Origin of the sequence: Microbacterium thalli (genome assembly GCF_028737325.1) — a bacterium.
Classification (GTDB): Bacteria; Actinomycetota; Actinomycetes; order Actinomycetales; family Microbacteriaceae; genus Microbacterium; species Microbacterium thalli.
This window is the reverse complement of the sequence record NZ_JAQZCH010000001.1, coordinates 786,316-810,021: the sequence shown is the minus strand read 5'-3', so window position 1 is coordinate 810,021 and position 23,706 is coordinate 786,316. Positions and strand designations below refer to the sequence as shown.

Here is a 23,706-nt window from a genome sequence, read left to right as displayed (position 1 = left end):
GCGGCGCGGCGTCATCGGGGCGCCATCCGGATCGCTCCGTCGAGGCGGATGGTCTCACCGTTGAGGTAGTCGTTCTCGACGATGTGGACGGCCAGGTCCGCGAACTCGTCGGGCGCCCCCAGACGCGGCGGGTAGGGCACCTGCTGCGCGAGCGACTGCTGCGCGGCATCCGGGAGTCCGGCCATCATCGGCGTGTGCATGATCCCCGGCGCGATCGTGCACACGCGGATGCCGTGGCGTGCGAGCTCGCGCGCGATCGGCAGGGTCATCGCGTGCACCGCGCCCTTCGACGCGGCGTAGGCGGGCTGGCCGATCTGGCCGTCGAAGGCCGCGACGGATGCGGTGTTGACGATGACTCCGCGGGCTCCCGACGCCATGGGCTCGGTCCGCGCCATCGCCGCGGCCGCCTGCGCGAGCACGGCATAGGTGCCGACGAGGTTGACGCGGATCACTCGCTCGAAGTCGGCGAGCGGTGTGGGATCGCCGTCGCGGTCGAGCACCTTCGCCGGCGGCGCGATCCCCGCGGAGCCGACCACGATGCGCAGCGGTGCTTCCGCGGCGGCGAGGTCGACGGCCGCAGCGACCTCGGCGGCGTCGGTGACATCGGCGGCGGCGAAGATACCACCCACTTCTGCGGCGACGGCGGCCCCGTCAGAGCCGGGCAGGTCGACGATCGTGACGCGCGCGCCCCGGGCCGCGAGGCGCCGCACCGTCGCAGCGCCCAATCCGCTGGCGCCGCCCGTGACGAGGGCGGATGTTCCCGCGATCTGCATGTGTTCTCCCTCGAACTCGCCCCTCCACCCTAGAACGACCGCGCGCCGAGCGTGTGCCGGCGGTGGGACCGGAAGCGGCAGGATGGTCGCGTGCTGCTCCCCCCGCCCGACTTCGACGCCCCCGTCCGCCCCGACATCGGCGAGCGCCTCGAACGCCTCGCCGGCGGCGCGAGCCTCGCACCGCTGTGGCGCAACGCCATCGGGGGCGTCACGTTCCGCGCCGACGACGGCCGCGTGCTCAAGGTCGGTCCGCGGAACGCCGAGACCACGATGGTCGCCGAGGCCGAGCGCCTGCGGTGGGCGGCGGCCTTCACCCCGGTGCCCGAGGTGCTCGAGGCCGGCGCCCACGACGACGTCGAGTGGCTCGTGACCCGCACCGTGCCGGGGCTCTCGGCGGTCGACCCCCGCTGGCTCGCCGACCCCGCGACCGCCGTGCGCGCCGTGGGGGAAGGTCTGCGCGCCTTCCACGACGCATTGCCCGTCGACGGCTGCCCGTTCGACTGGAGCGTCGAGCGTCGCCTCCGGACGGCGGCGGAGCGGGGCATCGTGGTGCCCGTCGCCCAGCAGCGCGACCCCGAGCCCGACATGCTCGTCGTCTGTCATGGCGACGCGTGCTGCCCCAACACCCTCATCGGTGACGACGGCCGGTGGATCGCCCACGTCGACCTCGGCGCGCTCGGCGTCGCCGACCGGTGGGCCGATATCGCGGTCGCGTCGATGAGCACCGAGTGGAACTACGGCCCCGGGTGGGAGGACGCGCTCGTGGACGCCTACGGGGTCGCGCCCGACCGGGAGCGACTGGCCTACTATCGATCGCTGTGGAACGAGACCTGACCTGGCGCATCGAGAGCGTGCCGTACAACGACGAGCGGGCACGGGCGATGCGGCGCGAGCTCGACGCCGACCTCGGCGCTCGCTATGACGGTTTCCACGGCGACGAGCCCGAGGAACGACGCCGCGCCCGCGCCCGGGCCCTCGCGACGCACGCCGAGCAGATCGTCGCGACGCTCATCGCCCTCGCCGGCGACACACCCGCGGGCCACGTCATCGTGCGGCGGCTCGGCGACCAGTGGGAGATCAAGCGCCTCGTCGTGGTGACCGCGTTCCGCGGCCTCGGCATCGCGCGCGGCCTCATGGCCGCGGCCCTCGATGCCGCGCGCGACGACGGCGCCCGGCGCGTCATCCTGCAGACCGGCCTGCAGCAGCCCGAGTCGATCGCGCTCTATTCGTCCCTCGGCTTCACCCGCATCCCGGTCTACGAGCCCTACGTCGAGACGATGCCGCGCTCGGTCTGCTTCGCCCGCGACCTCTGACGACAGCGGCCCCCGAGTCCCGCAGGACTCAGGGGCCGGGTGTCAGGCGCCGGGTGTCAGGCGCCTGGTGTCAGCGGACGTCCTCGTCGACCCAGTCCATCGACTTCGTCACGGCCTTCTTCCACAGCCGCAGCTGGCGCTCGCGCTCCTCGACGTCGTCGTTCGGCGTCCAGCGCTTGTCCTCCTGCCAGTTGGCCCGGAGCTCGTCGAGGTCGCTCCAGAACCCGACGGCGAGGCCGGCGGCGTAGGCGGCACCCAACGCGGTCGTCTCGGCGACGACCGGGCGAACGACGGGGACGCCCAGGATGTCGGCCTGGAACTGCATGAGCGTGTCGTTGGCGATCATGCCGCCGTCGACCTTCAGCTCCGCCAGGTCCACGCCCGAGTCGGCGTTGACGGCATCCAGCACCTCGCGGGTCTGGAACGCCGTCGCCTCGAGCGCAGCCCGGGAGAGGTGGCCACGGTTGGCGTAGCGCGTGAGACCGACGATCGCGCCGCGCGCGTCGGGACGCCAGTACGGCGCGTACAGGCCCGAGAACGCCGGCACGAAGTACACGCCGCCGTTGTCCTCGACCGACAGTGCCAGCTGCTCGACCTCGGGGGCGGTGCTGATGATGCCGAGCTGGTCGCGCAGCCACTGGATGAGCGATCCCGTGACGGCGATCGACCCTTCGAGGGCGTAGTGGGTCGGCCCGTCGCCGAGCTTGTAGCCGACGGTCGTGAGCAGCCCGTTCTCGGACTTCACGATCTCGGTGCCGGTCTGGAAGATCAGGAAGTTGCCGGTGCCGTAGGTGTTCTTGCTCTCGCCGGCGTCGAACGCCGCCTGGCCGAACGTGGCGGCCTGCTGGTCACCGAGGATGCCGGCGATCGGGGTCTCGCGCAGCAGCGAGGTGTCGCGGGCCTCGCCGTAGACCTCGCTGGAAGAGCGGATCTCGGGCATCATCGAGCGCGGCACACCGAAGTCGGCCAGGATGTCGTCGCGCCACTCGAGCGTGTGGAGGTCCATGAAGAGCGTCCGCGAGGCGTTCGTGACGTCGGTCGCGTGGACGCCACCCGAGGGCCCGCCGGTGAGGTTCCACAGCACCCAGGTGTCGGTCGTGCCGAAGATGAGGTCGCCGGCCTCCGCCTTCTCGCGCGCGCCCTCGACGTTCTCGAGGATCCAGACGATCTTCGTGCCCGAGAAGTAGGTCGCCAGCGGCAGCCCGACGATGTCCTTGTACCGCTCGACGCCGGCGTCGCCCGCGAGCCGGTCGACGATCGACTGGGTGCGGGTGTCCTGCCACACGATGGCGTTGTAGATCGGGATGCCGGTGTTCTTGTCCCACACGACGGCGGTCTCGCGCTGGTTCGTGATACCGATCGCGGCGATGTCGTGACGCGTCAGGTTGGCGCGACCGAGCGCGATACCGATGACCTCGCGCATGTTGTCGCGGATCTCGATCGGGTCGTGCTCGACCCAGCCGGCGCGCGGCATGATCTGCTCGTGCTCCTTCTGGCCGACCGAGATGATCGAGCCCTTCTTGTCGAAGATGATCGCGCGGCTGGAGGTCGTGCCCTGGTCGAGGGCGATGATGTAGTCGGTCATGAGTGACGTCCTTGTCTGTTCGGGGTTCGGTTCAGGCGAGGTTGAGCAGGACGGGAGCAGCGAGTGCCGCGAGCGTACCGCCGATGAAGGGTCCGACGACGGGGACCCAGGCGTACGACCAGTCGCTCGAGCCCTTGCCCTTGATGGGCAGCACCGCGTGCGCGATGCGCGGACCGAGGTCGCGGGCCGGGTTGATCGCGTATCCCGTGGGCCCGCCCAGCGAGGCGCCGATGCCGACCACGAGCAGTGCCACGGGCACGGCGGTGAGCGGGCCGAGGGCACCCGGCGTGCCGATCTCGATGTCGCCGTAGTCGGCGAAGGCGAAGATGACGAACACCAGCACGAACGTCGCGATGACCTCGGTCACGAGGTTCGAGCCGTACGAACGGATCGCGGGACCGGTCGCGAACACGCCCAGCTTCGCGCCCGGGTCGGGCTCCGCGTCGAAGTGGTCGCGGTACACCAGCCAGCACAGCACCGCGCCGATGAAGGCACCCACGAACTGGGCGGCGATCGCGACGAGGAACTGCGCGAAGCCGATCTTGGCGGCCACGAGCAGGCCGATCGAGACGGCGGGGTTCAGCTGCGCCCCCGAGTACGACGAGACCAGCACACCCGCGAACACCGCGAGGCCCCACCCCCAGTTGATCATCAGGGTGCCGCCGCCGAAGCCCTTCGACTTCGCGAGGATGACGTTCGCCACCACGCCGCCGCCGAGCAGCAGCAGCAACGCCGTCCCGACGAGCTCTGACACGAAGTAGAGCCCGAGGTTGATGTCTTGCATGTCAACACTGACCTTTCTGCAGGATCACGCGCGCGACGACGCGTCGCGATGAGAAGTGGCCTGAACGGATGCCGGCGTCAGGCCGCGCCGGGGCTGTGGTCGGCCGCCGTCACGCTCCCGTGGGAGCGAGCGACGACGTGGCGACGTCGATGCGGTGCCGGGTCAGGAGCGTGGTCGCCGCATCGTGGACCTGGGTCTCGACGGCGTCGCGATCCCACCCGAGCACGGGCGCGGCGGCCTCGGCGACCTCGGTGAGGGTCTCGGTCGTCACGCCGCCGACGAAGGCGATGTGGGTCCGTCGCAACAGCAGGTCGAGCAGCGACACGACCTCCTCGCGCTCGGCGAGGAACGCGATCTCCTCGACGGAGTAGCCGGGAGCGTGCGGGAGCGACTGCTGCGCCACCGGAAGTGCGGCGAGCACCTCGGCGGCGTACGTGCCGTAGCGCTCCAGCATCTGGTCGGCGACCGCGCGCGAGTGGGCGCCCCGGTGGGCGTCGAGCCACGCGGACCGTTCGGCGTCGCTGCGCGGGTACCCCGCGCCGCCTCCGATCGCGAGGTCGGTCGTGTCGACCCGGCGCGGCCGCTTGAGCAGGTTCAGCACGTCGGTCGACAGGTGTTCGGCGAGCGCCCGGAAGGTCGTCCACTTGCCGCCGACGAGGCTGAGCACCGGAACGCCGCCGAGGTCTCCCCGCTCGATGCGGTAGTCGCGCGACACGAAGCCGGGGGCAAGGTCGTCGTGACGCGGCAGCGGGCGGATGCCCGAGAAGGTGTAGACGATCTGCGAGCGATCGACCGACAGGTCGGGGAAGACCTGCGCGATCAGATCGAAGAAGTAGTCGATCTCGTCATCGGTGCAGACCGTCGCCTGCGCGGGGTCGGCGTCGATGTCGGTGGTGCCGACCATGACGCGGCCCTTGAGCGGGTAGATCAGCACGATCCGGCCGTCGGCCGCCTCGAAGAAGATCTCGTTGCCCCGGGTCGCCGCGAGCAACGCCGGGTTGTCAAGGACGATGTGCGAGCCCTTCGTGCCGCCCATGAAGCGGGAGGGTGCGCCGAGGGCGGTGTTGGTGACGTCGGTCCAGGGCCCGCTGGTGTTGATCACGACGTCGGCGGTGAAGGGGAACTCCTCGCCGGTGACGTCGTCGCGGATGATGACCGCGGAGCCGTCCGCGCCCACGACCGGGGCGTAGTTCGCCGCGCGCGCGGACTCCTCGCGGCCGCCGTCGCGCAGCACGTCGAGCGCGATGCGCTCGGGGTCGTGCATCGAGGCGTCGAAGTAGGTGGCGGTGTAGCGGAAGCGCTCGTCCAGCTCGGGGAACTCCTGACGCGACGCCCGACGCCCGCGGAAGCTGTGACGCGGCACGGCGCCGCCGTCGCGCGAGAAGGTGTCGTACATGATGAGGCCGAGCTTGATCAGCAGCGCGCCGCGCTCGCGGGGCTTGCCGCGGCCGTGCGTGACGAGCAGCCGGAAGGGAGCCGCGAGGATCCCCGAGAACGTCCGGTGGATCGGGATGGTCGTCGGCAGCGGCTTGACGAAGTGCGGAGCGTTGCGCACGAGGCGATTGCGCTCGGTCACCGATTCCTTGACGAGGCGGAACTCGCCGTTCTCGAGGTAGCGCACGCCTCCGTGGATCATGTGGCTCGACGCCGACGAGGCTCCACTGACGTAGTCGCCGCGCTCGACGAGGGCCACGTCGACCCCCTGCAGCGCCAGATCGCGGTACGTCGCGATGCCGTTGATCCCGCCGCCGATGATCAGCACCTCCGCGTGCGGGCGATCGCGCAGCGCCTGGATGTTCGGTCGGGTGGTCGTCGTCGACTCGGTCATCGTGTCCCTCTTCCCAGCGGTCTCTTCTACACTGGGATGCCGCCGCACGGATGCGCAACCGTTGTGAACAAACGTGCGGAACCCGCGGCCTGGTGCACGATCGTGCAGGACGGAGACGGATGAGCGCCGACGCCGAGGCCGATGCCCGTACCCGCGACGCCCTGCACGCCGCGCAGCTGTACTACGTGCAGGACCAGACGATGGATCAGATCGCGGCCGAGATGACGCTCTCGCGCTCGTCGGTGTCGCGACTGCTCTCGCACGCGCGCGACATCGGGCTCGTCGAAATCACGGTGCATTCGCCGCAGGAGGCCAACTCGGTCGTCGCCCGGCGCTTGTCGGAGCGCTTCGGCATCTCGGTGCACGTCGTGAGCACGCCGCCGCGCTCGACCGATGCCGAGCGTCTGGAGCGGACAGCGCGCACCGCCGCGCACGTGCTCGCCTCGACCCTGGACCCCGACGCCAGCATCGGCATCGCATGGGGCGCGACGGTGTCGGCGATCGCCCGGCATCTGCCGACCAAGCGCCTGCACGACTCGCAGATCGTGCAGATGAACGGGGCCGCCAACGAGTCGACCTCGGGCATCTCCTACTCGGGGGCGATCCTCGAACGGTTCGGCCAGGCCTTCGGCACGGACGTGCAGCAGTTCCCGGTTCCCGCCCTCTTCGACGACCCGCTCACCAAGCAACTGCTGTGGCGGGAGCGGTCGATCCGTCGCGTGCTCGACGCGCAGTCGCGCGTACAGGTGTTCGTGTTCGGTCTCGGCTCGCCGCAGGCGGACGTCCCCTCGCACGTCTACGCCGGCGGGTACCTCACCGGTGACGACCTCCGCGGGCTGCTGCGCGACGGCGTCGTCGGCGATTGCGCGACCGTGTTCTACCGCCTCGACGGATCCGCGACGGGGATCGAGCTGAACGCCCGCTCGAGCGGTCCGTCGCTCGAGTCCATCCGGCGCATCCCCCGCCGCCTCTGCGCCGTCTCGAGCCTGTCGAAGCTCGATGCGCTCCGCGGCGCGCTCGCAGCGGGCCTGATCACCGAGCTCGTCGTCGAGGAGTCGCTCGCGAGACGGGTGGCCGAGACCACCGTCGGCTCGCTCTGACGGCCCGGTCTAGGCCGGGCCGAAGATCGGGTGGAACGCGCCGACCGCGACCGCGACGGCCAGCGCCGTGAGCGAGATGGCCAGCCCCGCCGCCATGAGCAGCAGGTCGGCGCGGGTCAGGCGGGACGCCCGCGCCCACGTGCGTGCGGTCGACGCTCCGAAGGCCCGCGCCTCCATCGCCGTGGCGAGCGCCGATCCGCGGCGGATCGCGAGCACGAATAGGGCGAACGCCATGCCCGCGGCCCGGCGGATCCGTCCCGCGTCGGCCACGCCCCGCGCCCGCCGCGCCAACGACAGCGCGCGCCAGTCGTCGGCCAGCAGCCCCAGCATCCGCATCCCCGCCAGCCCGCCGATGACGAAGCGCGCCGGCAGGCGCACAATCTGGGCGAGACCGTCCGCGAGGTCGGTCGGGTCGACCGTGACGAACAGCACGACGGCGGGCAGCCCGATCGCGAGAACACGCAGCAGGGTCGCCAGCCCGAGCAGGAGCGAGCCCTCGCTCACGTGCACGAACAGCCACGAGAACACCTCGTCGCCGCTGCGTTGCCCGTACAGCGCGATCGTCACCGCGGCCGCCGGCGCCGCGAGCCACAGCGGAGATGTGCGCACCCAGAACCGGCGCCACCCGAGTCCCGCGGCCAGCAGCAGCGGCAGCTCGAGCACGAGGGCCACCCCCGCCGAGACCGGGTCGATCGTGACGACGAGAGGCAGCGCGATCAGCAGCGCCGCGACGAGCTTCGCGACGGCGTTGAGGCCGGCCACGCCCCGGCGGTGCTCGACCAGCGTCGCGTCGGCGGTCGCACCCGCGCTCATTTCCACGTCTCCGTCGGCGGGGCGGGCGTCCGCAGCTCGAAGCGCCGCGCCGCGAGCGCCTCGAGCACGGCCCCATCGTGCGTGATGGCGGCCACCCCCAGGGGACCGCGGTCATCGATGCCGTCGCGCAGCGCCGCGATGATCGCGACGAGTTCGCTCCAGGTGCGGGCGTCCTGCCCGTAAGTGGGTTCGTCGAGCACGACCACGCGCGGTCGGGCGGCCAGGGTGGCGGCCACTGTCAGCCGACGCTTCTCACCGCCCGAGAGCGTGTAGGGGTTCGCCGGTGCCAGCGCCGCGAGGCGCAGCCGCTCGAGCAGCTCGTCGACGCGGCTGGCGATCTCCGCCTCGGCGAGGCCGAGCGCGCGCGGTCCCACTTCGAGCTCCTCGCGCACGGTCGGCCGCAGGATCTGATGCTCGGGCTCTTGCAGCACAGTGCCGATGCGCGTCAGCAGCGCCGTCGAGGTCCAGGTGGCGGGATCGTCCGGAGAAGCCGCCGCGTTCGCCCCGCGCCGGGCGCGTCGCCGCGCCCGCGGCGTGAGCGCCGCCCCCTCCGCGAGCGCGGGCGCAGCGCGCACCGCTCCGCCGAGCGCGGGGATGAGCCCGGCCAGCGTGAGTCCGAGGGTCGACTTGCCGGCGCCGTTCGCGCCGACGATGCCGAGCACCTCGCCGCGACGCACCTCGACATCGAGCGGACCCGCCACCGGCGCGCCGGCCACCCGGCCCACCACGAGCCGTTCCCCCGACACCAGGGCGTCACGGCGGGTCGCGGTATCGCCGACGGCGGGCGGCAGCGGCGGGAACGGCGGTCGGATGCCGGGTACCCACACGCCCGCCGCGGCGAGCTCCGGCCCGCGCTGCTCCAGGACCGTGCGCGGATCGCCGTCGGCGACGACGCCGCCCGCGCCCACCACGATCACCCGGGTCACCAGCGGCAGCCAGGCCTCGATGCGGTGCTCGATCACGACGAGCGTCGCCCCCGTCGCGTCGAGCGCGCGGGCGACGGCATCCCGGACATCCACGACTCCCGCGGGGTCGAGGTTCGCCGTCGGCTCGTCGAGCAGCACGGCGCCGGGCCGCATCGCCACGACGCCCGCGAGGGCCAGGCGCTGCTTCTGCCCGCCCGAGAGGGCCGAGGTCGAGCGGTCGAGCGGCACGTCGAGCCCGACCGCGTCGCGCGCCTCGCGCACACGCGCCCAGATCTCGGGTCGGGGAACGCCGAGGTTCTCGCAGCCGAAGGCGATGTCGTCACCGACGCGCGCCAGGATGGTCTGACTGTCGGGGTCCTGCAGCACCAGGCCTGTTCGGCCGCGCGTCGCGGTAGCGGCGTCGCCGTCGACGAGGAGCTGCCCGTGCTGCTCGCCCTCGTCCGCACCCCCGAGCACGCCCGCCATGCCCTGCAGCAGGGTCGACTTGCCCGAGCCCGACGCCCCGAGCAGCAGCACCCGCTCGCCCGCCTCGATGCGGAACGAGGTGTCGCGCAGCGCCCACGCGCGTCGGGTGGCGTAGCGCCAGCCCCACCCGCGCGCCTCGATCGTCGCGGGCCGCGGCGATCCGGTCGCCGCCACCGTCAGACGCGCGTCGCTGCTTCTCGCCCGGCGGCGAAGCGGCTGAGGGCACCCGTCCGAGCGAGGGCCCGCGTGATGAGCCACGCACCGAGACCCGCGATGACCGCCCCCGAGATCGTCGTCGAGGCGATGTAGACCGAGGTGAAGAGCGTGTCGGCGCCCGGGTACCACAGCACGCGGTCGTTGATGCCGCAGGCCAATCCGGCGCCGGCGCCGGCGAGCATCGCGACCGGCAGCCGCCACGCACCGTAGAGGAAGAGCAGGAAGATCAGCTCGGCGCCGAGACCCTGGACGATGCCCGACACGATCGTCAGCGGACCCCACTGGTTTCCGACGAGCGCCGAGATGACGGCGGCCAGCAGCTCGGTGTAGATCGCCGCGCCGGGCTTGCGGATGATGAGCGCGCCGAGCACGCCCGCGATGAGCCACGGGCCGGCGAGCAGTCCCTGCACGCCCGGCAGCAGCGGCGAGAGCAGCGCGGACGGGCCCTCGTAGCCGACGTTCCACAGCAGGAAGACGGCCGCGCAGGCGACGCCGATGACGCTCGCGATGACGATGTCGACGACGCGCCAGCGGAAGCGCCCCGGTGCGGCGGGGCGACGGTCTGCGGTCTCGGTCGTGGACGCAGCAGTGTGCATGTTCTCTCCTCCCTGCGCCGGCATGATCCGGATCAGGTTCGACGGTCGAAGCGTGGATCGCTTCCTCTCAGCCCGGCTCACCGGACTCCCGTGGTTGTCGATGAAGTATACGTCGCGGCGGCGTTGTACGTTGGGCGGGTGAGTTCTGGCGACGCGTCCGCGACGACGCGTCGCGCCCGACGGGATGCCGCTGACAAGCCGGGCCGCATCGCGCTGGCCTGGGTGGATGAGGATGCCGTCGCCGGCCGCAGCCCGCGCCAGGACCTCGCGGCCTCGGCCGGTCCGTACGCGATCGCTCACGCCGACCTGTTGGCCGACCGTCCTCGCCGCTTGCGCCTGGGCGCCGGCGCGGCCGTGCCGGCTCTGGGCATCCCGGCGCTCATCGTCGGCGGCTACGCGGCGTCGACGCTGCTGTGGCCGCTCGACGCCGTCGCCCCCACCGTGCTCCCCGCCCTCGTCGCGGCACCCGCCGCCGCGGCCGCGCAGCCCGCCTGGCCCGCCGACGGCGCCGGCGCGACGGCGGTGGAGGGACTCGGCGCCACCGCCGCGTCCAGCGGCGACGCGGCGTCCATCGCGAGCATCACGAAGCTGGTGACCGCCCTGGTCGTCCTCGACCAGCAGCCCCTCGGCGCCGGCGAGCGGGGCCCCGAGTTCACGTTCACCACCGCCGATCGACGCGAGTACCGCGCCTACCTCGCCGACGACCAATCCGCCCTCGACGTCCCCGTCGACGGCGTCCTCACGCAGTACCAGCTGCTGCAGGGTGTGCTGATCGGCTCGGCGAACAACTACGCCGACCGCCTCGTGTCCGAATTGTGGCCCAACGACGAGGTGTACGCCCGCGCGGCGAACGCCTGGCTCGACGAGCACGGGCTCAGCGGCATCACCGTGGTCGATCCGAGCGGGATCGATTCCGACAACATCGCCGATCCGGCATCCGTCATCGCCCTCGGCCGCGCCGCGATGGCGAATCCCGTGATCGCCGAGATCGTCGGGCAGCGCTCGGTCGACCTGCCGGGCGCCGGCCTGGTCGAGAACACCAATGCACTGCTGGCGAACCCCGCGGTCGTCGGGATCAAGACCGGCAGCCTCTTCGGCTCGTTCAACCTCGTCGCCGCGCAGGAAGCCACGTTCGACGGCACGACGATCCGGGCCTACGCGGCCGCGCTCGGGCAGCCCGACGACGAGACCCGCCACTCCGCCACCGCCGCGATGCTCGATCGCACCCTCGCCGAGGTCGCCGCGTCGCCGAGTCTCGCCGCCGGCACGCTGGCGGGCACCGTCACGACGGTGTGGGGCGCCTCGGCCGACATCGTCACCGACGCGGACGTGCGGGTGGCCCTGTGGAACGCCCAGGCCGCCCAAGCCACGCCCGAGATCGATCTCGGCGATGCCCGCGCCGCGGGGGACGCCGTCGGCGAGCTCGTGCTGACGGGGCCGCTCGGTTCGGCGACGACGGCGCTGCAGCTGGCATCCGACATCCCCGACCCGGATGCGTGGTGGCGCCTCAGCCACCCGCTTCAGCTGTGGGGCCTCACCGACTGACCGACCCCGAGCGGGTCAGACGAAACGCACCGTCTGCTGCAAGCGGGTGCGGACGTCGAAGAGCTCGTTTCCGCCGATCTCGCGCGCGCCCGCGACCCCGCGCCGCAGCACGGTCGACAGTGCCGAGCGTCCGACGACCGCGACGACGAGCCCCCGGACGCGGCCGAGCTCCTCGATCGCCTGCGCCACGTCGTCGTCGGGCAGCACGACGATCGCGCCGCTGAACTTCACCCGCGCCGAGCGGCCCAGCGCGCGCGCCCGCTGCACGAGGGTGGCGACGGGAGCGCCGACCCCCTCGCCGATGATCTCGCCCCGTCGCGTCCGTACGGCGCTGCCGAAGTCCTCCGACAGCAGGGCGTACAACCCCGACGGCCCGAGCACCACGTGGTCGAGCTTCGCCTCGGGGTCGCGCGGATCGGCCGCGACGTCGTGCCACACGGTGTAGCCCATGCCCAGGTCCGCCACGATGCGCGCCGTCGCCTCTTCGGCCAGCGCATCGGCGAGCAACCGGCGGATCTCATGCGGCGCGGTGCGCACGAGCGCGGGGTCGTAGGGGTCGTCGACCGGCGCCCCGCGTCCCACCCATTCCCGGATGAGAGTGAGGTAGCGTTCGCGGCGCCATCCGCCCGGCTGGCCGAACGAGCGTGCGCGGGGCCGGGTGTCGGCGGCCCGTTGCGGCGGACGCCAGCCCGGAGCGTCGGGCGAGAACGACGGCGCATCGGTGAAGCCGTGACCGCGGTCGTAGACGGCGCGGGCCTCGGGCGAGCCGACGAGGTCCCACGCGCGCTGCACCTGGACGAACCGGGCCGCGTCGCCGCCGGTGTCGGGATGCGTCTCACGCAGGCGCAACCGGTACGCGCGGCGCAGGTCGTCATCGTCGACGTCGTGCGCGACCCCGAGCACTTCGTACGCCGATGCGGACAGCGGACTGTCGAACACGAACCCTCCTCACGCCCGCACGCACCGTTCGGGCGTGGGCGCACAGCATCCCGAGACTATTACGGCTGCGCGCAGCCGGACCCCGCGGTGACGCGCGTCTCAGTCACTCCACAGGGCCGGCTGCGGCTCGAAGCCGAACGCGCGGTCGAGGATGTCGTCGGCGAGGTCCGATCGCGCGGCGGGCGACCACCGCGGCGCGTTGTCCTTGTCGACCAGGCGCGCGCGGATGCCCTCGACGAGATCGGGCTGCGTCCGCGCGAACCACAGCACGAGTCCGTACTCCCGCGCCAATACCGATCGCAGCTCGGGATGCTGCCGCGCAGCGCGGACCGAGGCGAGGGTGACGGCGAGCGCCGTCGGCGGAAGCGCGTCGAGCTCGTCCGCCGTCTCGCGGGCCCGCGACTCGGGGCGCCGGCGCAGCCGTTCGACGATCCCGTCCACCGTGTCGGCGGCGAAGGCATCGTCGATCCAGGGACGGTCCGCCTCGAGCGGTGACGGCCCCGCCGTCTCGTCGAACAGGAGCACCAGCTCCGTCGCCGTCTGCGGGTCGGCGCGGCTGACGAGGGCCTCGTGCAGATCGCCGAGCCGGTCGGCGGGCACGAGATGATCGGCGAAGCCCGCGGAGATCGCGTCAGCGGCATCCATCGTGCCGCCGGTGAGGGCGAGGTACTCCCCCAGGCGTCCCGGAGCGCGAGCGAGCAGCAGGCTGCCGCCGACATCGGGGGTGAAGCCGATGCGCGTCTCGGGCATGGCCAGCCGCGAGCGCTCCGTGACCACCCGCACCGCCGCGTGCCCCGTCAGACCGATGCCGCCGCCCATCGTCACCCCGTCGGCGAAGACGATCACCGGCTTGGGGTACGCGCTGATGCGCGCGTTGAGCGCGTACTCGGCACGGAAGAAGCGCGCCGCCGCCGCGATGTCGCCGCCGGCGATCTGGTCGTGCAGCCCGCGCACGTCGCCGCCGGCGCAGAAGCCCCGCTCACCGGCGCCGTCGAGCAGCACGGCGTCGACACCGGGATCGTGCTCCCACGCGTCGAGCGCCGCGGCCAGGTCCTCGATCATCCCGAGGTCGAGCGCGTTGATCGCGCGCGGGCGGTCGAGGGTCAGGTGTCCGAGCGCGCGATCGACGCGGACTCGGACGCGCGGAGCGGATGCAGCGGCGTCGGTCACCCTCGTCACGCTACCCGCGCCCCTCGCCCGCCGCGGGCTGCTGCAACCGGTAGCCGACGGGCGGGAGTTCGCGTGCGGCGCGCCCCCTCGGGCAGGATGGTCGCAATACCATCCGGCGAAAGGGGGCGCGATGTCGAGCGGACAGGTTCTGGAATTCTCCGAGGTGACGAAGCGTTTCGGCCCCGTCGCCGCGGTCGACGGTCTGACGGCCCGAGTCGAGCCGGGCATGGTGACCGGGTTTCTCGGCCCCAACGGCGCCGGCAAGACGACGACGCTGCGCATCCTGTTGGGCCTGGTCTCGGCGACATCCGGCTCGGCGACCATCGGCGGTCGACGCTATCGCGAGCTGAAGCACCCGCTGCAGACCGTGGGCGCGGTGCTCGAGGCGTCGAGCTTCCACCCCGGACGGTCGGCGGCGGCCCACCTGCGCGTCTACGCCCGCGCGGCCGGCATCCCGACGGCGCGCGTCGAAGACGCACTCGGCACCGTCGGTCTCGCCGACGTCGCGGGCCGTCGCGTCGGCGGCTTCTCGCTCGGTATGCGGCAGCGCCTGGGGCTGGCCTACGCGCTGCTCGGCGACCCCGGCGTGCTCGTGCTCGACGAGCCGACGAACGGCCTGGACCCCGAGGGCATCCGGTGGATCCGCCGGTTCCTGCGCGACCTCGCCGCCGAGGGACGCACGGTGCTGGTGTCGTCGCACCTGCTGGCCGAGGTCCAGCAATCGGTCGACGCCCTCATGATCATCACGCGAGGGCGCCTGGTCTACCAGGGCGGCATCGAGAGCGTCGTGCCGCAGGACGAGATCGCGACCGTCGTCGACGCCGACGATCGCCCCGCGCTGCGCTCGGCGCTGACGGCGGCCGGCTTCGAGACCGACGAGCGCCGCACCGGCCTGGCCGTCCGGGGCGCGGACGCTCCGACGGTGGGCCGCATCGCGGCGGACGCGGGCATCGCGCTGACGTCGTTGCAGCGCAAGGGACCGGCCTTCGAGGAGGTCTTCCTCGACCTGGTCAACGGGGCGCGCGTGCACCCCTCGGCCGCGGGCGGAGCCCTGCCCACCGCCGACGAGGAGGGCGCCCGATGAACCTTCTGAACGCGACCCGGTCAGAGCTCACCAAGCAGTTCTCGACGTCGGTCTGGTGGATCCTCGTCATCGTCCTCGTGCTCTACATCGGCAGCACCGCCGGCGGGATGGCGGCGGTCATCGCGGCGGGCGAGACCGGCACGCTCGGGGGTGCCTCGACGCTGCCGACCGGCCTCGGCGAGCGGATCCCGCGACTGATCTACGGGCTCGCCACCGCGATGGGCTACGTCTTCCCGCTCATCGTCGGCACGCTGCTCGTGACCGGCGAGTACCGGCACAAGACCCTCACCCCGACCTTCCTCGCCACGCCCCGGCGCGGGGTCGCCCTGTCGGCGAAGATGGTCGCCGGCATCGTCATGGGCCTCGTCTTCGCGGTCGCCGCCGTCGGCTCGACCGTCGTCGCCGGTGGCGGCGTCCTCGCCGTCTTCGGCATCGACCCCCAGCTCGGCAGTGCCGAGACGTGGGCGCTGCTGGCACGCATGGTCCTCGCGCTCGTGCTCTGGGTGCTCGTCGGCATCGGTCTGGGGACGCTCATCCGCAACCAGATCGCCGCCGTGGTCGGCATCCTCGCCTTCACCCAGTTCGTCGAGCCGATCGCCCGCCTGGGAGCGGGCCTCGTCGACGGACTGGCGGATGTCGCGCGCTTCCTGCCCGGTGCGGCATCCGACGCCCTTGCGGGCGACAGCATCTACGCGATCATGGGCGGCGGCGCCGACCAGCCGCTCGACTGGTGGGCCGGCGGCCTCGTCCTGGCCGGCTACGCGCTCGTCTTCGCGCTGATCGGCTACGCCGCGTCGTGGCGGCGCGACGTCGTCTGACGCCGCCGGATCAGGGGGCGACGAGGTCCGCCACGTCGGCGGGCTCGTCTTCGACGTCGAGGCGCAGCGCCTGCACGAGCGCCAGTCCGTGGCGGGTGGTGAGGACGAGACGCTGGAATTCGGCGTCGCCGTCGAGATCGACGACGACCGATGGCCGCCGACGGCGCACGAGGACGAAGTCGACGCCCCCGGCGGACTCGAACGACCCCGAAGCGATGACTCCGGGAACGAGCAGACCGGGACGCGGAACGCCGCGCAGCCACGACCACGCGTCGTCGGTGAGCTGGACCTTCGTGATGTGCTCGCGCGCCACCTGGACATTCCTCTGGCGGAATGCCGCGGCCCGTTCGGTCGCCGAGAGGACGACTTCGAGCTGCGCGGAGTCGAGCAGCAGGGTCACCATGACCTCAGTCTGCCAGGCGACGCCTGCCGGTTTGCTCACAGACCGACAACGATCGGTGCACGGTCAGGCGGAAAGGTCGCCGGTCGGAGCAGGCTGCCGCGAGATCGCCTCGAGCAGCGACGTCACCGTCGTCTCGGCGGCGACGACGTCGACGGTCAGGCCGAGCTTGCGGGCGTCGCGGGCCGTGCGCGGACCGATCGCGGCGATGAGCGTGCCCGCCGGCAGGTCGGGGAACTGCTCGCTGACCTGCTCGGCCACCGACCCGCTCGTGACCAGGACGGCGTTGATGCGGCCGCTCGCGACATCCGCCGCGATCCGCTCGGTGACCGGGACCCCGACGGTCCGGTACGCGACGACGCTGCGCACCTCGTGGCCGGCCTCGACGAGCATGCGGGTCAGGACCGGCTTGGCGGTCTCGCTCCGCAGCGCGAGCACGCGGGTGGGCGACGACTCGATCGCGATGATCTGCTCGGCGAGGCCCGCGGCGGAGTCGTCTTCGTCGGGTACGAGGTCGACGCGATAGCCGACGGCGGTCAGCGCGGCGGCGGTCGTTTCACCGACGGCCGCGACACGGGTGTGCGCGGGGATCTCGGCCCGGTAGGCGTAGAGCACGTCGACGGTCGTCGCGCTGGTCAGGGTGATCCAGTCGAACGCGCCCGCCGCGAGGTCTGCCAGCGCGGCGTCGAGCTCGGTGACCTCGGTGGTCGGCGCGAAGTTCACCAGCGGGGCGATGACCGGTGTCGCCCCGTGCGTACGCAGCAGAGCGGCGACCTGGTCGCCCCAGGGCCCGCCGCGAGGCACGAGCACCCGCCAGCCGCGCAGCGGCTTGTGAGACTCTGCGTTTCGGGGCTCGGGGTCCATTTCGTGGCTCTCATGAGGCGCCGCCGCCCCCGGAAGAGCGGCCGACGCGCGATTCGGGCACCCGGATGGTGCAATCCAGGTACGCAACATCGGCAGCATCCGCTCCATTGCCGCTGCCTCGTTTTCCGAGCATACCCCCGCCCTTGCGGGGGCATGCTCGAGGCAGCGTATCGATCCGGTCTCGTCGTGACGATCGAGGGCCGGAGTCCGAGCGGATGCCGCGGGGTCAGCGGGCGATGAGGCGGGCGACGCCCCACACGACGGCACCCACGGTGACCGCGACGCCGACGGCCGCGGCAGCGGCACCGGTGGGGTTGCGACGCGCGTAGGCGCGGGCCTCACGCGAGGCGCGGTCGGTCGCGATGACCGCACGCTTGGGCAGGTTCGCCTTGTGCTCGATAGCGGCCAGCGCCGCCTTCAGCTCGGCCCGGGCCTTCTGAACCGGGTCGGTGATGCCCAGGGGCACGGCGGTGTCGGGGAGCTCAGAACTCATCGGCCACTTCCTTCACGATCTTGGCGTCGGTGGAGATCGCCTGCGCGGGGGTCTGACGCGAGCTCAGGCGCTTGAAGCGCAGCAGCCCGAGGAACGCGAACACGACGGCGACCACGAGCAGGATCCCGATCACGATCAGCGACGAGGCCCATGCGGGCAGCCACGACGAGAGACCGATGATCGCGAACGCCCCGATGGCCGGGATCGTCCAGAACAGGAAGAACAGCGCGACGATGAACCAGACACCGCCGAGACCGGCATCCTTCCCCGTCTTCTTCGCCCACGTCTTCGCCGAGTCGATCTCGGCGACGACGAGGTTGCGGACGAGCTCCGGGACGTCACCGATGAGGGTGAACAGGCTGTCGTCGGCGCGATCGCGGAATCCGCGGGGTGTGCTCATCTCAGCTGTCCGCCACGGCGCTCGCGTCGGCGACCTTGCGCGCATCGCGCTCGGCGGCCTTGCGCACGTCGCTCGCGGCGTTCTCACCCTCGGCGACGGCCGCGTCGAGCTTCTCGCCCGCCGAGCCCTTCTTGCCGGCGGCCTGAGCCACCTTCTTCGCGCTGTCCCAGACGACGCTCGGCACCGACAGCGCGGCGGACTTGCCGAGCTCGGTGACCTTTCCGACCTGCTTCTGAACCGGCTCGAGTTCCCAGACGTCCTGGGCCTTCGCCTTGATCTGCTCGTAGCGCTCACGCCCGGCGCGCGCGCCGAGCACGTAACCCGCGGCGAGTCCGACGGCGATGCCAATCTTGCCCTTCATGGGGTCTCCTCACGTTCGACGTTGCTGGGTGGTCTCAGGCTATCGCCGTATGCCGCGCGAGGTATCCACTCCCGAAACGGTCGGCGGGGGGCTATCATGCCGGATCCGTTCCGCCCCACAGGGCCGCGCGCCGGGCGGCATCCGCCTCGGTGACGGCATCGGCGGCGACCCGTTCCAGGCTGTTCCCCGAGAGCCAGCCGCCGACGAGCGCCAGTCCCGGCACGGTTCGCGCCCGGGCCCGGATGGCCTCGACCGCGGCCTCGTGCCCGAGCAGCGACCCCGGGGCGGCGCGGCGGTAGCTCGCACGTGCGGCGGAACGGACGGCTTCGGCCGGGATCGGCACGCCGCACAGGTCGGATGCCGCGGCGCGGGCCGCCTCGATGACCTCGGCGTCGGGCGCGGCGGTGTGCGGCAGCGTCACGCGCAGGATGTGCTCGTCCGCCGCGAGCGCCTTCCCGATCCCGGGCCACGTGCGCGAGATCGGCCGCACCGCGACCGGGTCCGGCCCCGGGCCGATGACGAGCGAGCCCCGGTCGGGCAGCGCGACACCCGCGATGCGCAGCATCGCCACATCGAGCGGAGCCGGCTGCGGCTGCACGTTCGGGGGCAGCTCGACGTGGGCTGCGAGCAGGCTACGGGCGGTGTCTTCGTCGACAGCGATGATCAGCGCATCCGCCGTGACGGACTCGACGGCATCCCCCGCGCCCCCGGTGCCGGCCGGGCGGACGAGCCACTGCGCACCGTCACGCTCGATGGCGGCGACGGCGGTGCCGACACGGACGTCGACGTCATAGTCGTGCAAGCGTCCGGCCAGGCCGTCGACGAGGCGGAACAACCCACCCCGCGGCGCTCGACGCTGCGGGGCGCCCGCGCGGCGGGTCTGGGCGACGGCACCGCTGAGCGAGCCGGTGCGGGTGAGCGCCGGGTTCAGCGACGGGGCCGCGACGTCGATGTCGATGTGCTCGGGCGCCACCCCGTGCACCGCGAGCATGTACGGCGCCACGAGCCGGTCGCGCACCCGCTCCCCCATGCGCGACGACACGAGCTCACCGAGGCTCCGTCGGCGCCCCACGGTCAACGGCGGCCGCAGGCGGTCGACGTAGGCCCGCCACGCCCCGCGCGTCTCGATGTGCCGCCGGACGTCCTCGGCCCACGGGTTGGCGGGGATGCCGAGCACCGTCTCGGCCGGGGCCGGCGCCGCCCCGTCCGGTCCCGCGGCGAGCCACAGCTCATCGTCGCGTGCGGTCTCGAGCTCGTCCGCCAGACCGACCTCGTCGATGAGCCCCGCGAGGGTCGACGCGGAAGCGGGGATGCCGTCGGCCGCGGCATCCACCGTCGCATCACCCAGTGTCACGCGGTCGAGCGAGCCGCCCAGGTGGGGCGCCGCCTCGAACAGCGTGACGCGCAGACCGAGCCGCGCGCATTCCAGCGCCGCGACGATGCCGGCCATGCCGCCGCCGACCACGACGACGCGGGTGTCGTGGGCGTGCGTCACGAGATCGCTCATCCCCCCATCCTGCCGCGTCGCCGATGAGAACATGGAGAGCATGAGCCTGCACATCACCGACGACACCGCCGCCGATCAGCTGCTGACCGAGAACCCGCTCGCGCTGCTGATCGGGATGCTGCTGGACCAGCAGATCGCGATGGAGACGGCGTTCTCGGGTCCGCTGAAGATCCGCGAGCGCGCGGGCTCGGTCGACGCGGCCACCATCGCCGGGTACGACCCCGACGGGTTCGTCGAGGTGTTCCGGCAGACGCCCGCGGTGCACCGCTTCCCGGGCTCGATGGCCGGTCGCGTGCAGACCCTCTGCCAGACGATCGTCGACGAGTGGGGCGGTGACGCCGCCGCGATCTGGACCTCGGGCGACCCGGACGGCCCGACCGTCCTGAAGCGCCTCATGGCGTTGCCGGGGTTCGGCGCGCAGAAGGCCAAGATCTTCCTCGCTCTGCTCGGCAAGCAGTACGGCTTCACCGGCGCCGGCTGGCGCGAGGCCGCCGGCTCCTACGGCGATGAGGGCTCGTTCCGTTCGGTCGCCGACATCGTCTCGCCCGAGTCGCTGACGAAGGTGCGCGAATACAAACGCGCCGCGAAGGCCGCGGCGAAGAGTTCCTCGTCGTCCTGAGCCCCGCGGAGAACGTCGGAGAAAAGCACGAACCTCGGAGTCCATCGCGGGATGGCTCCGAGGTTCGTGTGATTCTCCGATCGAAGGACCGGGATGCAGCGGCTGCGCGTCAGGCGCCGCGCAGGCGCTCGGCGAGGTAGCCCTCGAGCGCGTCGAGGCCGATGCGCTCCTGGGCCATCGTGTCGCGGTCGCGCACCGTCACGGCACGATCGTCGAGCGAGTCGAAGTCGACCGTGACGCAGAACGGCGTGCCGACCTCGTCCTGGCGGCGGTAGCGGCGCCCGATCGCACCGGCGTCGTCGAAGTCGACGTTCCAGCCCCGGCCGCGCAGGGTGTCGGCGACCTCGCGGGCCAGCGGCGACAGGCGCTCGTTGCGGCTGAGCGGCAGCACCGCGGCCTTGACCGGGGCCAGACGCGGGTCGAGGCGCAGCACCGTGCGGGTGTCGACGCCGCCCTTCGCGTTCGGCACCTCCTCCTCGTCGTACGCGTCGACGAGGAACGCCATCATGGCGCGGGTCAGACCGAACGAGGGCTCGATGACGTACGGGATGTACTTCTCGCCGGATGCCTGGTCGAAGTACGTCAGCGACTGGCCCGAGGCCTCGGTGTGGCTGCCGAGGTCGTAATCGGTGCGGTTGGCGACGCCCATGAGCTCGCCCCACTCCTTGCCGGGGAAGCCGAAGCGGTACTCGACGTCGATCGTGCCGGCGGAGTAGTGCGCGCGGTCGTCCTCGGGCACGTCGAAGCGCCGCATGTTGTCGGCCTTCACGCCGAGATCGATGAACCAGTTCCAGCAGGCCTCGACCCAGTGCTCGAACCACTCCTGCGCCTCGGCGGGCGGCGTGAAGAACTCGATCTCCATCTGCTCGAACTCGCGCGTGCGGAAGATGAAGTTGCCGGGTGTGATCTCGTTGCGGAAGGCCTTGCCGACCTGACCGATGCCGAACGGCGGCTTCTTGCGGCTCGCCGTCAACACGTTCGAGAAGTTGACGAAGATGCCCTGCGCGGTCTCGGGGCGCAGGAAGTGCAGGCCCGACTCGTCGTCGACGACACCGAGGTAGGTCTTCACGAGGCCCGAGAACGACTTGGGCTCGGTGTACTGCCCCTTGGTGCCGCAGTTCGGGCACGGGACGTCGGCGAGGCCGTTCTCGGCCGCGCGACCCTTGCGCGCCTCGAAGTCCTCGATGAGGGTGTCCTCGCGGAAGCGCTTGTGGCACTGCAGGCACTCGACCAGCGGGTCGGTGAAGGTCGCGACGTGACCCGACGCCTCCCACACGCGCTTGGGCAGGATGATCGACGAGTCGAGGCCGACCATGTCGCCGCGGCCGCGGACGAAGGTCTGCCACCACTGGCGCCGGATGTTCTCCTTGAGCTCGGTGCCCAGGGGGCCGTAGTCCCATGCGGAGCGCGAGCCGCCGTAGATCTCCCCCGCCTGGAAGACGAACCCGCGGTGGCGGGCGAGGGCGATGACTTTGTCGAGGCGGGACTGCTCGGCCACAGGTGGCTCCAAATGGTCGTTTTCGGGATGCACCGATCGGCGCGGATGCCGCAGGCGACGGCATCCCCGATTCTAGTCGCGCCGCGCGGGCCGACCCCGATACGGTCGAAGGACACATCGTTACGCACGGGAAAGGTCAGCATGGAAGCTCTCTTCGCCGGAGGTGCGCTCGTGATCGGCGGCATCGCCGTGGTCGCCGTCGTCATCCTCCTGATCTTCCTGCTGATCATGGTGCGGGCCTGGTACAAGGTCGCCAAGGCCGACCAGGCGCTCGTCGTCGTCGGACGCAGCCAGAAGAACGCGGCGGGCGACTCCTCGCGCATCTCGATCATCACCGGCGGCGGCGCTCTCGTGAACCCGCTGACGCAGCGCGCCGAGATGATCTCGCTGCGCGCACGCCAGATCAAGATGGAGCCCACAGCACAGGCATCCAACGGCGTCACCGTCTCGGTCGCCGGCGTGGCCCTCGTGAAGATCGGCTCCGACCCCGAGTTCGTGCGCCGGGCAGCCGAGCGCTTCCTCTCGCAGGACGGCGCGATCGAGCAGTTCACGACCGAGCAGCTCGAGGGCGCGCTCCGCGGTGTCGTCGCGACGCTGACCGTCGAGCAGCTCATGAAGGACCGGCAGAAGCTGTCGGACCAGATCGCCGAGGGCATCAAGAGCGACCTGCTGGCGCAGGGCCTCATCCTCGACTCGTTCCAGATCCAGGGCATCACCGACAAGAACGGCTACATCGACGCCCTCGGTGCGACCGAGGTCGAGCGCGTGCGCCGCGAGGCCGAGGTCGCCCGCATCAACGCCGCCCGCGAGGTCAAGGCGCGTCAGCTCGCCACCGACGAGGCGAACCTCATCGAGCAGACCGCGTACGACAAGAACTCCGCCGCGGCCTCCGCCGAGGTCGGACGCGCACGCGCCGAAGCCGAGCAGGCCGAGGCCCTCGCCCGCGCCCAGCGCGAGCAGGACGTGCTGCTGCAGGGCGCCGAGAACCGCCAGGCGCAGCTCGACGCCGACGTGAAGAAGGTCGCCGATGCGTCGCTGTACGAGCGCCAGCGCTCGGCCGATGCCGCGGCGTACGCCGAGGTCAAGGCTGCTGAGGCTCGCGCCCAGATCGCCGCGCAAGAGGCCGAGGCCACGCGCCTGCGCGCGCAGGCCGAGGCCGATGCCGTGCGCCTGGCCGGTGAGGCTCGCGCCGGCGCGATCAAGGCCGAGGCCGCCGCCATCGCGCAGAACCAGGAGGCGCTGCTCGCCCAGCGCGCCATCGAGGCACTCGTGCCGCTCATGACCGAGTTCGCCCGCGGCTTCGATAAGGTCGGCTCCATCACGGTGCTCGGCGGCGACGGCGCATCCAGCCACATCGCCTCCGAAAGCGCCTCGAGCATGCGCGCCACCTTCGACGCCGTGCAGGCCACGACCGGGATCGACCTGCGCCAGATCATCCAGGGGCAGGCCACCGGCCGCGGCATGGCCCAAGGCCTGCGCGAGGACGACGCCACCACCGCGCCGCCCGCCGCAACGGAGTGACTCTGCGCTCACTCTTCACGATCGACGACGCCCCGCCTCACCTCTCCCGGAATGGCGGGGCGTCATCGTGTGCGGTCGCCCGGATTTG

At 72.1% G+C, this 23,706-nt stretch carries 24 protein-coding genes and 1 riboswitch; of the genes, 8 read left to right on the top strand and 16 right to left on the bottom strand.

All coding sequences use genetic code 11. The annotated features are described in order from the left end of the window. Positions 1 to 11: 11 nt before the first annotated feature. Positions 12 to 773, bottom strand: a complete 762-nt coding sequence (locus PUW82_RS04070; protein ID WP_274221048.1) for an SDR family NAD(P)-dependent oxidoreductase — start codon at positions 771 to 773, stop codon at positions 12 to 14. Between the two features lie 90 nt (positions 774 to 863). Between PUW82_RS04070 and PUW82_RS04065 the strand changes: the two genes are divergently transcribed. Both PUW82_RS04065 and PUW82_RS04060 read left to right on the top strand, forming a co-directional pair. Then, entirely contained in the window at positions 864 to 1,607 is a 744-nt protein-coding gene (locus PUW82_RS04065; RefSeq protein ID WP_420792715.1) for a phosphotransferase, read from the top strand. Next, a complete protein-coding gene (locus PUW82_RS04060; protein WP_274221047.1) occupies positions 1,592 to 2,086 on the top strand; it encodes a GNAT family N-acetyltransferase in 495 nt (164 codons plus the stop codon). The genes PUW82_RS04065 and PUW82_RS04060 overlap by 16 nt, the downstream gene beginning before the upstream one ends. 70 nt (positions 2,087 to 2,156) lie before the next feature. Here PUW82_RS04060 and glpK read toward each other — a convergent pair whose 3' ends face one another. The 3 genes from glpK to PUW82_RS04045 all read right to left on the bottom strand — a co-directional run bounded on the left by glpK (position 2,157) and on the right by PUW82_RS04045 (position 6,283). Next, positions 2,157 to 3,671 (bottom strand): glycerol kinase GlpK, encoded by a 1,515-nt coding sequence (gene glpK, locus PUW82_RS04055; RefSeq protein WP_274221046.1) that lies wholly within the window; start codon positions 3,669 to 3,671, stop codon positions 2,157 to 2,159. 31 nt (positions 3,672 to 3,702) lie between these two features. Next, on the bottom strand, positions 3,703 to 4,455 hold the full coding sequence (locus tag PUW82_RS04050) for an MIP/aquaporin family protein (RefSeq protein ID WP_274221045.1): 753 nt from the start codon (positions 4,453 to 4,455) through the stop codon (positions 3,703 to 3,705). A 109-nt stretch (positions 4,456 to 4,564) separates the two neighbouring features. Then, positions 4,565 to 6,283: a glycerol-3-phosphate dehydrogenase/oxidase gene (locus PUW82_RS04045; protein WP_274221044.1), complete on the bottom strand. Its 1,719-nt coding sequence runs from the start codon at positions 6,281 to 6,283 to the stop codon at positions 4,565 to 4,567. Between the two features lie 119 nt (positions 6,284 to 6,402). Here PUW82_RS04045 and PUW82_RS04040 point away from each other — a divergent pair, with 119 nt between their 5' ends. Continuing rightward, positions 6,403 to 7,383, top strand: a complete 981-nt coding sequence (locus PUW82_RS04040; RefSeq protein ID WP_274221043.1) for a sugar-binding transcriptional regulator — start codon at positions 6,403 to 6,405, stop codon at positions 7,381 to 7,383. A gap of 9 nt (positions 7,384 to 7,392) precedes the next feature. On the opposite strand, the gene PUW82_RS04035 is transcribed toward PUW82_RS04040, so the two are convergent. The 3 genes from PUW82_RS04035 to PUW82_RS04025 all read right to left on the bottom strand — a co-directional run bounded on the left by PUW82_RS04035 (position 7,393) and on the right by PUW82_RS04025 (position 10,399). Beyond that, the gene (locus PUW82_RS04035) at positions 7,393 to 8,196 is read right to left on the bottom strand and encodes an energy-coupling factor transporter transmembrane component T family protein (protein WP_274221042.1); all 804 of its coding nucleotides are present in this window, start codon (positions 8,194 to 8,196) and stop codon (positions 7,393 to 7,395) included. Continuing rightward, positions 8,193 to 9,761: an ABC transporter ATP-binding protein gene (locus PUW82_RS04030; RefSeq protein WP_274221041.1), complete on the bottom strand. Its 1,569-nt coding sequence runs from the start codon at positions 9,759 to 9,761 to the stop codon at positions 8,193 to 8,195. Before PUW82_RS04030 ends, PUW82_RS04035 begins: the two co-directional genes overlap by 4 nt. Positions 9,762 to 9,763: 2 nt before the next feature. Continuing rightward, positions 9,764 to 10,399: an ECF transporter S component gene (locus PUW82_RS04025; RefSeq protein WP_274221040.1), complete on the bottom strand. Its 636-nt coding sequence runs from the start codon at positions 10,397 to 10,399 to the stop codon at positions 9,764 to 9,766. Next, positions 10,392 to 10,501: riboswitch (TPP riboswitch) on the bottom strand. It overlaps the preceding gene by 8 nt. 36 nt (positions 10,502 to 10,537) lie before the next feature. Between PUW82_RS04025 and PUW82_RS04020 the strand changes: the two genes are divergently transcribed. Next, the gene (locus tag PUW82_RS04020) at positions 10,538 to 11,944 is read left to right on the top strand and encodes a D-alanyl-D-alanine carboxypeptidase family protein (protein ID WP_274221039.1); all 1,407 of its coding nucleotides are present in this window, start codon (positions 10,538 to 10,540) and stop codon (positions 11,942 to 11,944) included. A 15-nt stretch (positions 11,945 to 11,959) separates the two neighbouring features. Here the strand turns inward: PUW82_RS04020 and PUW82_RS04015 are convergent, their stop codons facing one another. Together PUW82_RS04015 and PUW82_RS04010 are read right to left on the bottom strand one after the other, a co-directional pair. Continuing rightward, positions 11,960 to 12,883: a DnaJ domain-containing protein gene (locus PUW82_RS04015; RefSeq protein WP_274221038.1), complete on the bottom strand. Its 924-nt coding sequence runs from the start codon at positions 12,881 to 12,883 to the stop codon at positions 11,960 to 11,962. A 99-nt stretch (positions 12,884 to 12,982) separates the two neighbouring features. Beyond that, on the bottom strand, positions 12,983 to 14,053 hold the full coding sequence (locus PUW82_RS04010; RefSeq protein WP_274221037.1) for an enoyl-CoA hydratase/isomerase family protein: 1,071 nt from the start codon (positions 14,051 to 14,053) through the stop codon (positions 12,983 to 12,985). A gap of 130 nt (positions 14,054 to 14,183) precedes the next feature. Between PUW82_RS04010 and PUW82_RS04005 the strand changes: the two genes are divergently transcribed. Further along, positions 14,184 to 15,137 (top strand): ATP-binding cassette domain-containing protein, encoded by a 954-nt coding sequence (locus tag PUW82_RS04005; protein ID WP_274221036.1) that lies wholly within the window; start codon positions 14,184 to 14,186, stop codon positions 15,135 to 15,137. Further along, entirely contained in the window at positions 15,134 to 15,955 is an 822-nt protein-coding gene (locus PUW82_RS04000; protein ID WP_274221035.1) for an ABC-2 transporter permease, read from the top strand. Before PUW82_RS04005 ends, PUW82_RS04000 begins: the two co-directional genes overlap by 4 nt. 10 nt (positions 15,956 to 15,965) lie before the next feature. Here the strand turns inward: PUW82_RS04000 and PUW82_RS03995 are convergent, their stop codons facing one another. From PUW82_RS03995 to PUW82_RS03970, 6 genes are all read right to left on the bottom strand, one after another. Beyond that, entirely contained in the window at positions 15,966 to 16,358 is a 393-nt protein-coding gene (locus tag PUW82_RS03995; RefSeq protein ID WP_274221034.1) for a hypothetical protein, read from the bottom strand. Positions 16,359 to 16,421: 63 nt separating this feature from the next. Further along, complete coding sequence (locus PUW82_RS03990) at positions 16,422 to 17,219, bottom strand: uroporphyrinogen-III synthase (RefSeq protein WP_274221033.1); 798 nt, start codon at positions 17,217 to 17,219, stop codon at positions 16,422 to 16,424. A gap of 226 nt (positions 17,220 to 17,445) precedes the next feature. Further along, positions 17,446 to 17,712 (bottom strand): hypothetical protein, encoded by a 267-nt coding sequence (locus PUW82_RS03985; RefSeq protein ID WP_274221032.1) that lies wholly within the window; start codon positions 17,710 to 17,712, stop codon positions 17,446 to 17,448. Continuing rightward, entirely contained in the window at positions 17,702 to 18,112 is a 411-nt protein-coding gene (locus PUW82_RS03980; RefSeq protein ID WP_274221031.1) for a phage holin family protein, read from the bottom strand. Before PUW82_RS03980 ends, PUW82_RS03985 begins: the two co-directional genes overlap by 11 nt. A 1-nt stretch (position 18,113) precedes the next feature. Then, the gene (locus PUW82_RS03975) at positions 18,114 to 18,473 is read right to left on the bottom strand and encodes a hypothetical protein (RefSeq protein WP_274221030.1); all 360 of its coding nucleotides are present in this window, start codon (positions 18,471 to 18,473) and stop codon (positions 18,114 to 18,116) included. A gap of 94 nt (positions 18,474 to 18,567) precedes the next feature. Next, positions 18,568 to 19,980 (bottom strand): protoporphyrinogen/coproporphyrinogen oxidase, encoded by a 1,413-nt coding sequence (locus tag PUW82_RS03970; RefSeq protein ID WP_274221029.1) that lies wholly within the window; start codon positions 19,978 to 19,980, stop codon positions 18,568 to 18,570. Between the two features lie 40 nt (positions 19,981 to 20,020). Between PUW82_RS03970 and PUW82_RS03965 the strand changes: the two genes are divergently transcribed. Then, positions 20,021 to 20,599, top strand: coding sequence for an HhH-GPD-type base excision DNA repair protein (locus PUW82_RS03965; protein ID WP_274221028.1), 579 nt, complete (start codon positions 20,021 to 20,023; stop codon positions 20,597 to 20,599). 109 nt (positions 20,600 to 20,708) lie between these two features. Here the strand turns inward: PUW82_RS03965 and PUW82_RS03960 are convergent, their stop codons facing one another. Further along, on the bottom strand, positions 20,709 to 22,097 hold the full coding sequence (locus PUW82_RS03960) for a glycine--tRNA ligase (RefSeq protein WP_210006861.1): 1,389 nt from the start codon (positions 22,095 to 22,097) through the stop codon (positions 20,709 to 20,711). 141 nt (positions 22,098 to 22,238) lie between these two features. Here PUW82_RS03960 and PUW82_RS03955 point away from each other — a divergent pair, with 141 nt between their 5' ends. Beyond that, entirely contained in the window at positions 22,239 to 23,618 is a 1,380-nt protein-coding gene (locus PUW82_RS03955; RefSeq protein WP_274221027.1) for an SPFH domain-containing protein, read from the top strand. The last annotated feature ends 88 nt before the right edge of the window (positions 23,619 to 23,706 follow it).

Bases quoted from the DNA above. Each gene is read 5' to 3' on its own strand.
- PUW82_RS04000 (WP_274221035.1), top strand. From the start codon at position 15,134: ATGAACCTTCTGAACGCGACCCGGTCAGAGCTCACCAAGCAGTTCTCG.
- PUW82_RS03975 (WP_274221030.1), bottom strand. From the start codon at position 18,473: ATGAAGGGCAAGATTGGCATCGCCGTCGGACTCGCCGCGGGTTACGTG.
- PUW82_RS04035 (WP_274221042.1), bottom strand. From the start codon at position 8,196: ATGAGCGCGGGTGCGACCGCCGACGCGACGCTGGTCGAGCACCGCCGG.
- PUW82_RS03980 (WP_274221031.1), bottom strand. From the start codon at position 18,112: ATGAGCACACCCCGCGGATTCCGCGATCGCGCCGACGACAGCCTGTTC.
- PUW82_RS04070 (WP_274221048.1), bottom strand. From the start codon at position 773: ATGCAGATCGCGGGAACATCCGCCCTCGTCACGGGCGGCGCCAGCGGA.
- glpK (WP_274221046.1), bottom strand. From the start codon at position 3,671: ATGACCGACTACATCATCGCCCTCGACCAGGGCACGACCTCCAGCCGC.
- PUW82_RS04040 (WP_274221043.1), top strand. From the start codon at position 6,403: ATGAGCGCCGACGCCGAGGCCGATGCCCGTACCCGCGACGCCCTGCAC.
- PUW82_RS03970 (WP_274221029.1), bottom strand. From the start codon at position 19,980: ATGAGCGATCTCGTGACGCACGCCCACGACACCCGCGTCGTCGTGGTC.
- PUW82_RS03955 (WP_274221027.1), top strand. From the start codon at position 22,239: ATGGAAGCTCTCTTCGCCGGAGGTGCGCTCGTGATCGGCGGCATCGCC.
- PUW82_RS03965 (WP_274221028.1), top strand. From the start codon at position 20,021: ATGAGCCTGCACATCACCGACGACACCGCCGCCGATCAGCTGCTGACC.
- PUW82_RS03995 (WP_274221034.1), bottom strand. From the start codon at position 16,358: ATGGTGACCCTGCTGCTCGACTCCGCGCAGCTCGAAGTCGTCCTCTCG.
- PUW82_RS03985 (WP_274221032.1), bottom strand. From the start codon at position 17,712: ATGAGTTCTGAGCTCCCCGACACCGCCGTGCCCCTGGGCATCACCGAC.
- PUW82_RS04050 (WP_274221045.1), bottom strand. From the start codon at position 4,455: ATGCAAGACATCAACCTCGGGCTCTACTTCGTGTCAGAGCTCGTCGGG.
- PUW82_RS04025 (WP_274221040.1), bottom strand. From the start codon at position 10,399: ATGCACACTGCTGCGTCCACGACCGAGACCGCAGACCGTCGCCCCGCC.
- PUW82_RS04005 (WP_274221036.1), top strand. From the start codon at position 14,184: ATGTCGAGCGGACAGGTTCTGGAATTCTCCGAGGTGACGAAGCGTTTC.
- PUW82_RS04045 (WP_274221044.1), bottom strand. From the start codon at position 6,283: ATGACCGAGTCGACGACGACCACCCGACCGAACATCCAGGCGCTGCGC.
- PUW82_RS03990 (WP_274221033.1), bottom strand. From the start codon at position 17,219: ATGGACCCCGAGCCCCGAAACGCAGAGTCTCACAAGCCGCTGCGCGGC.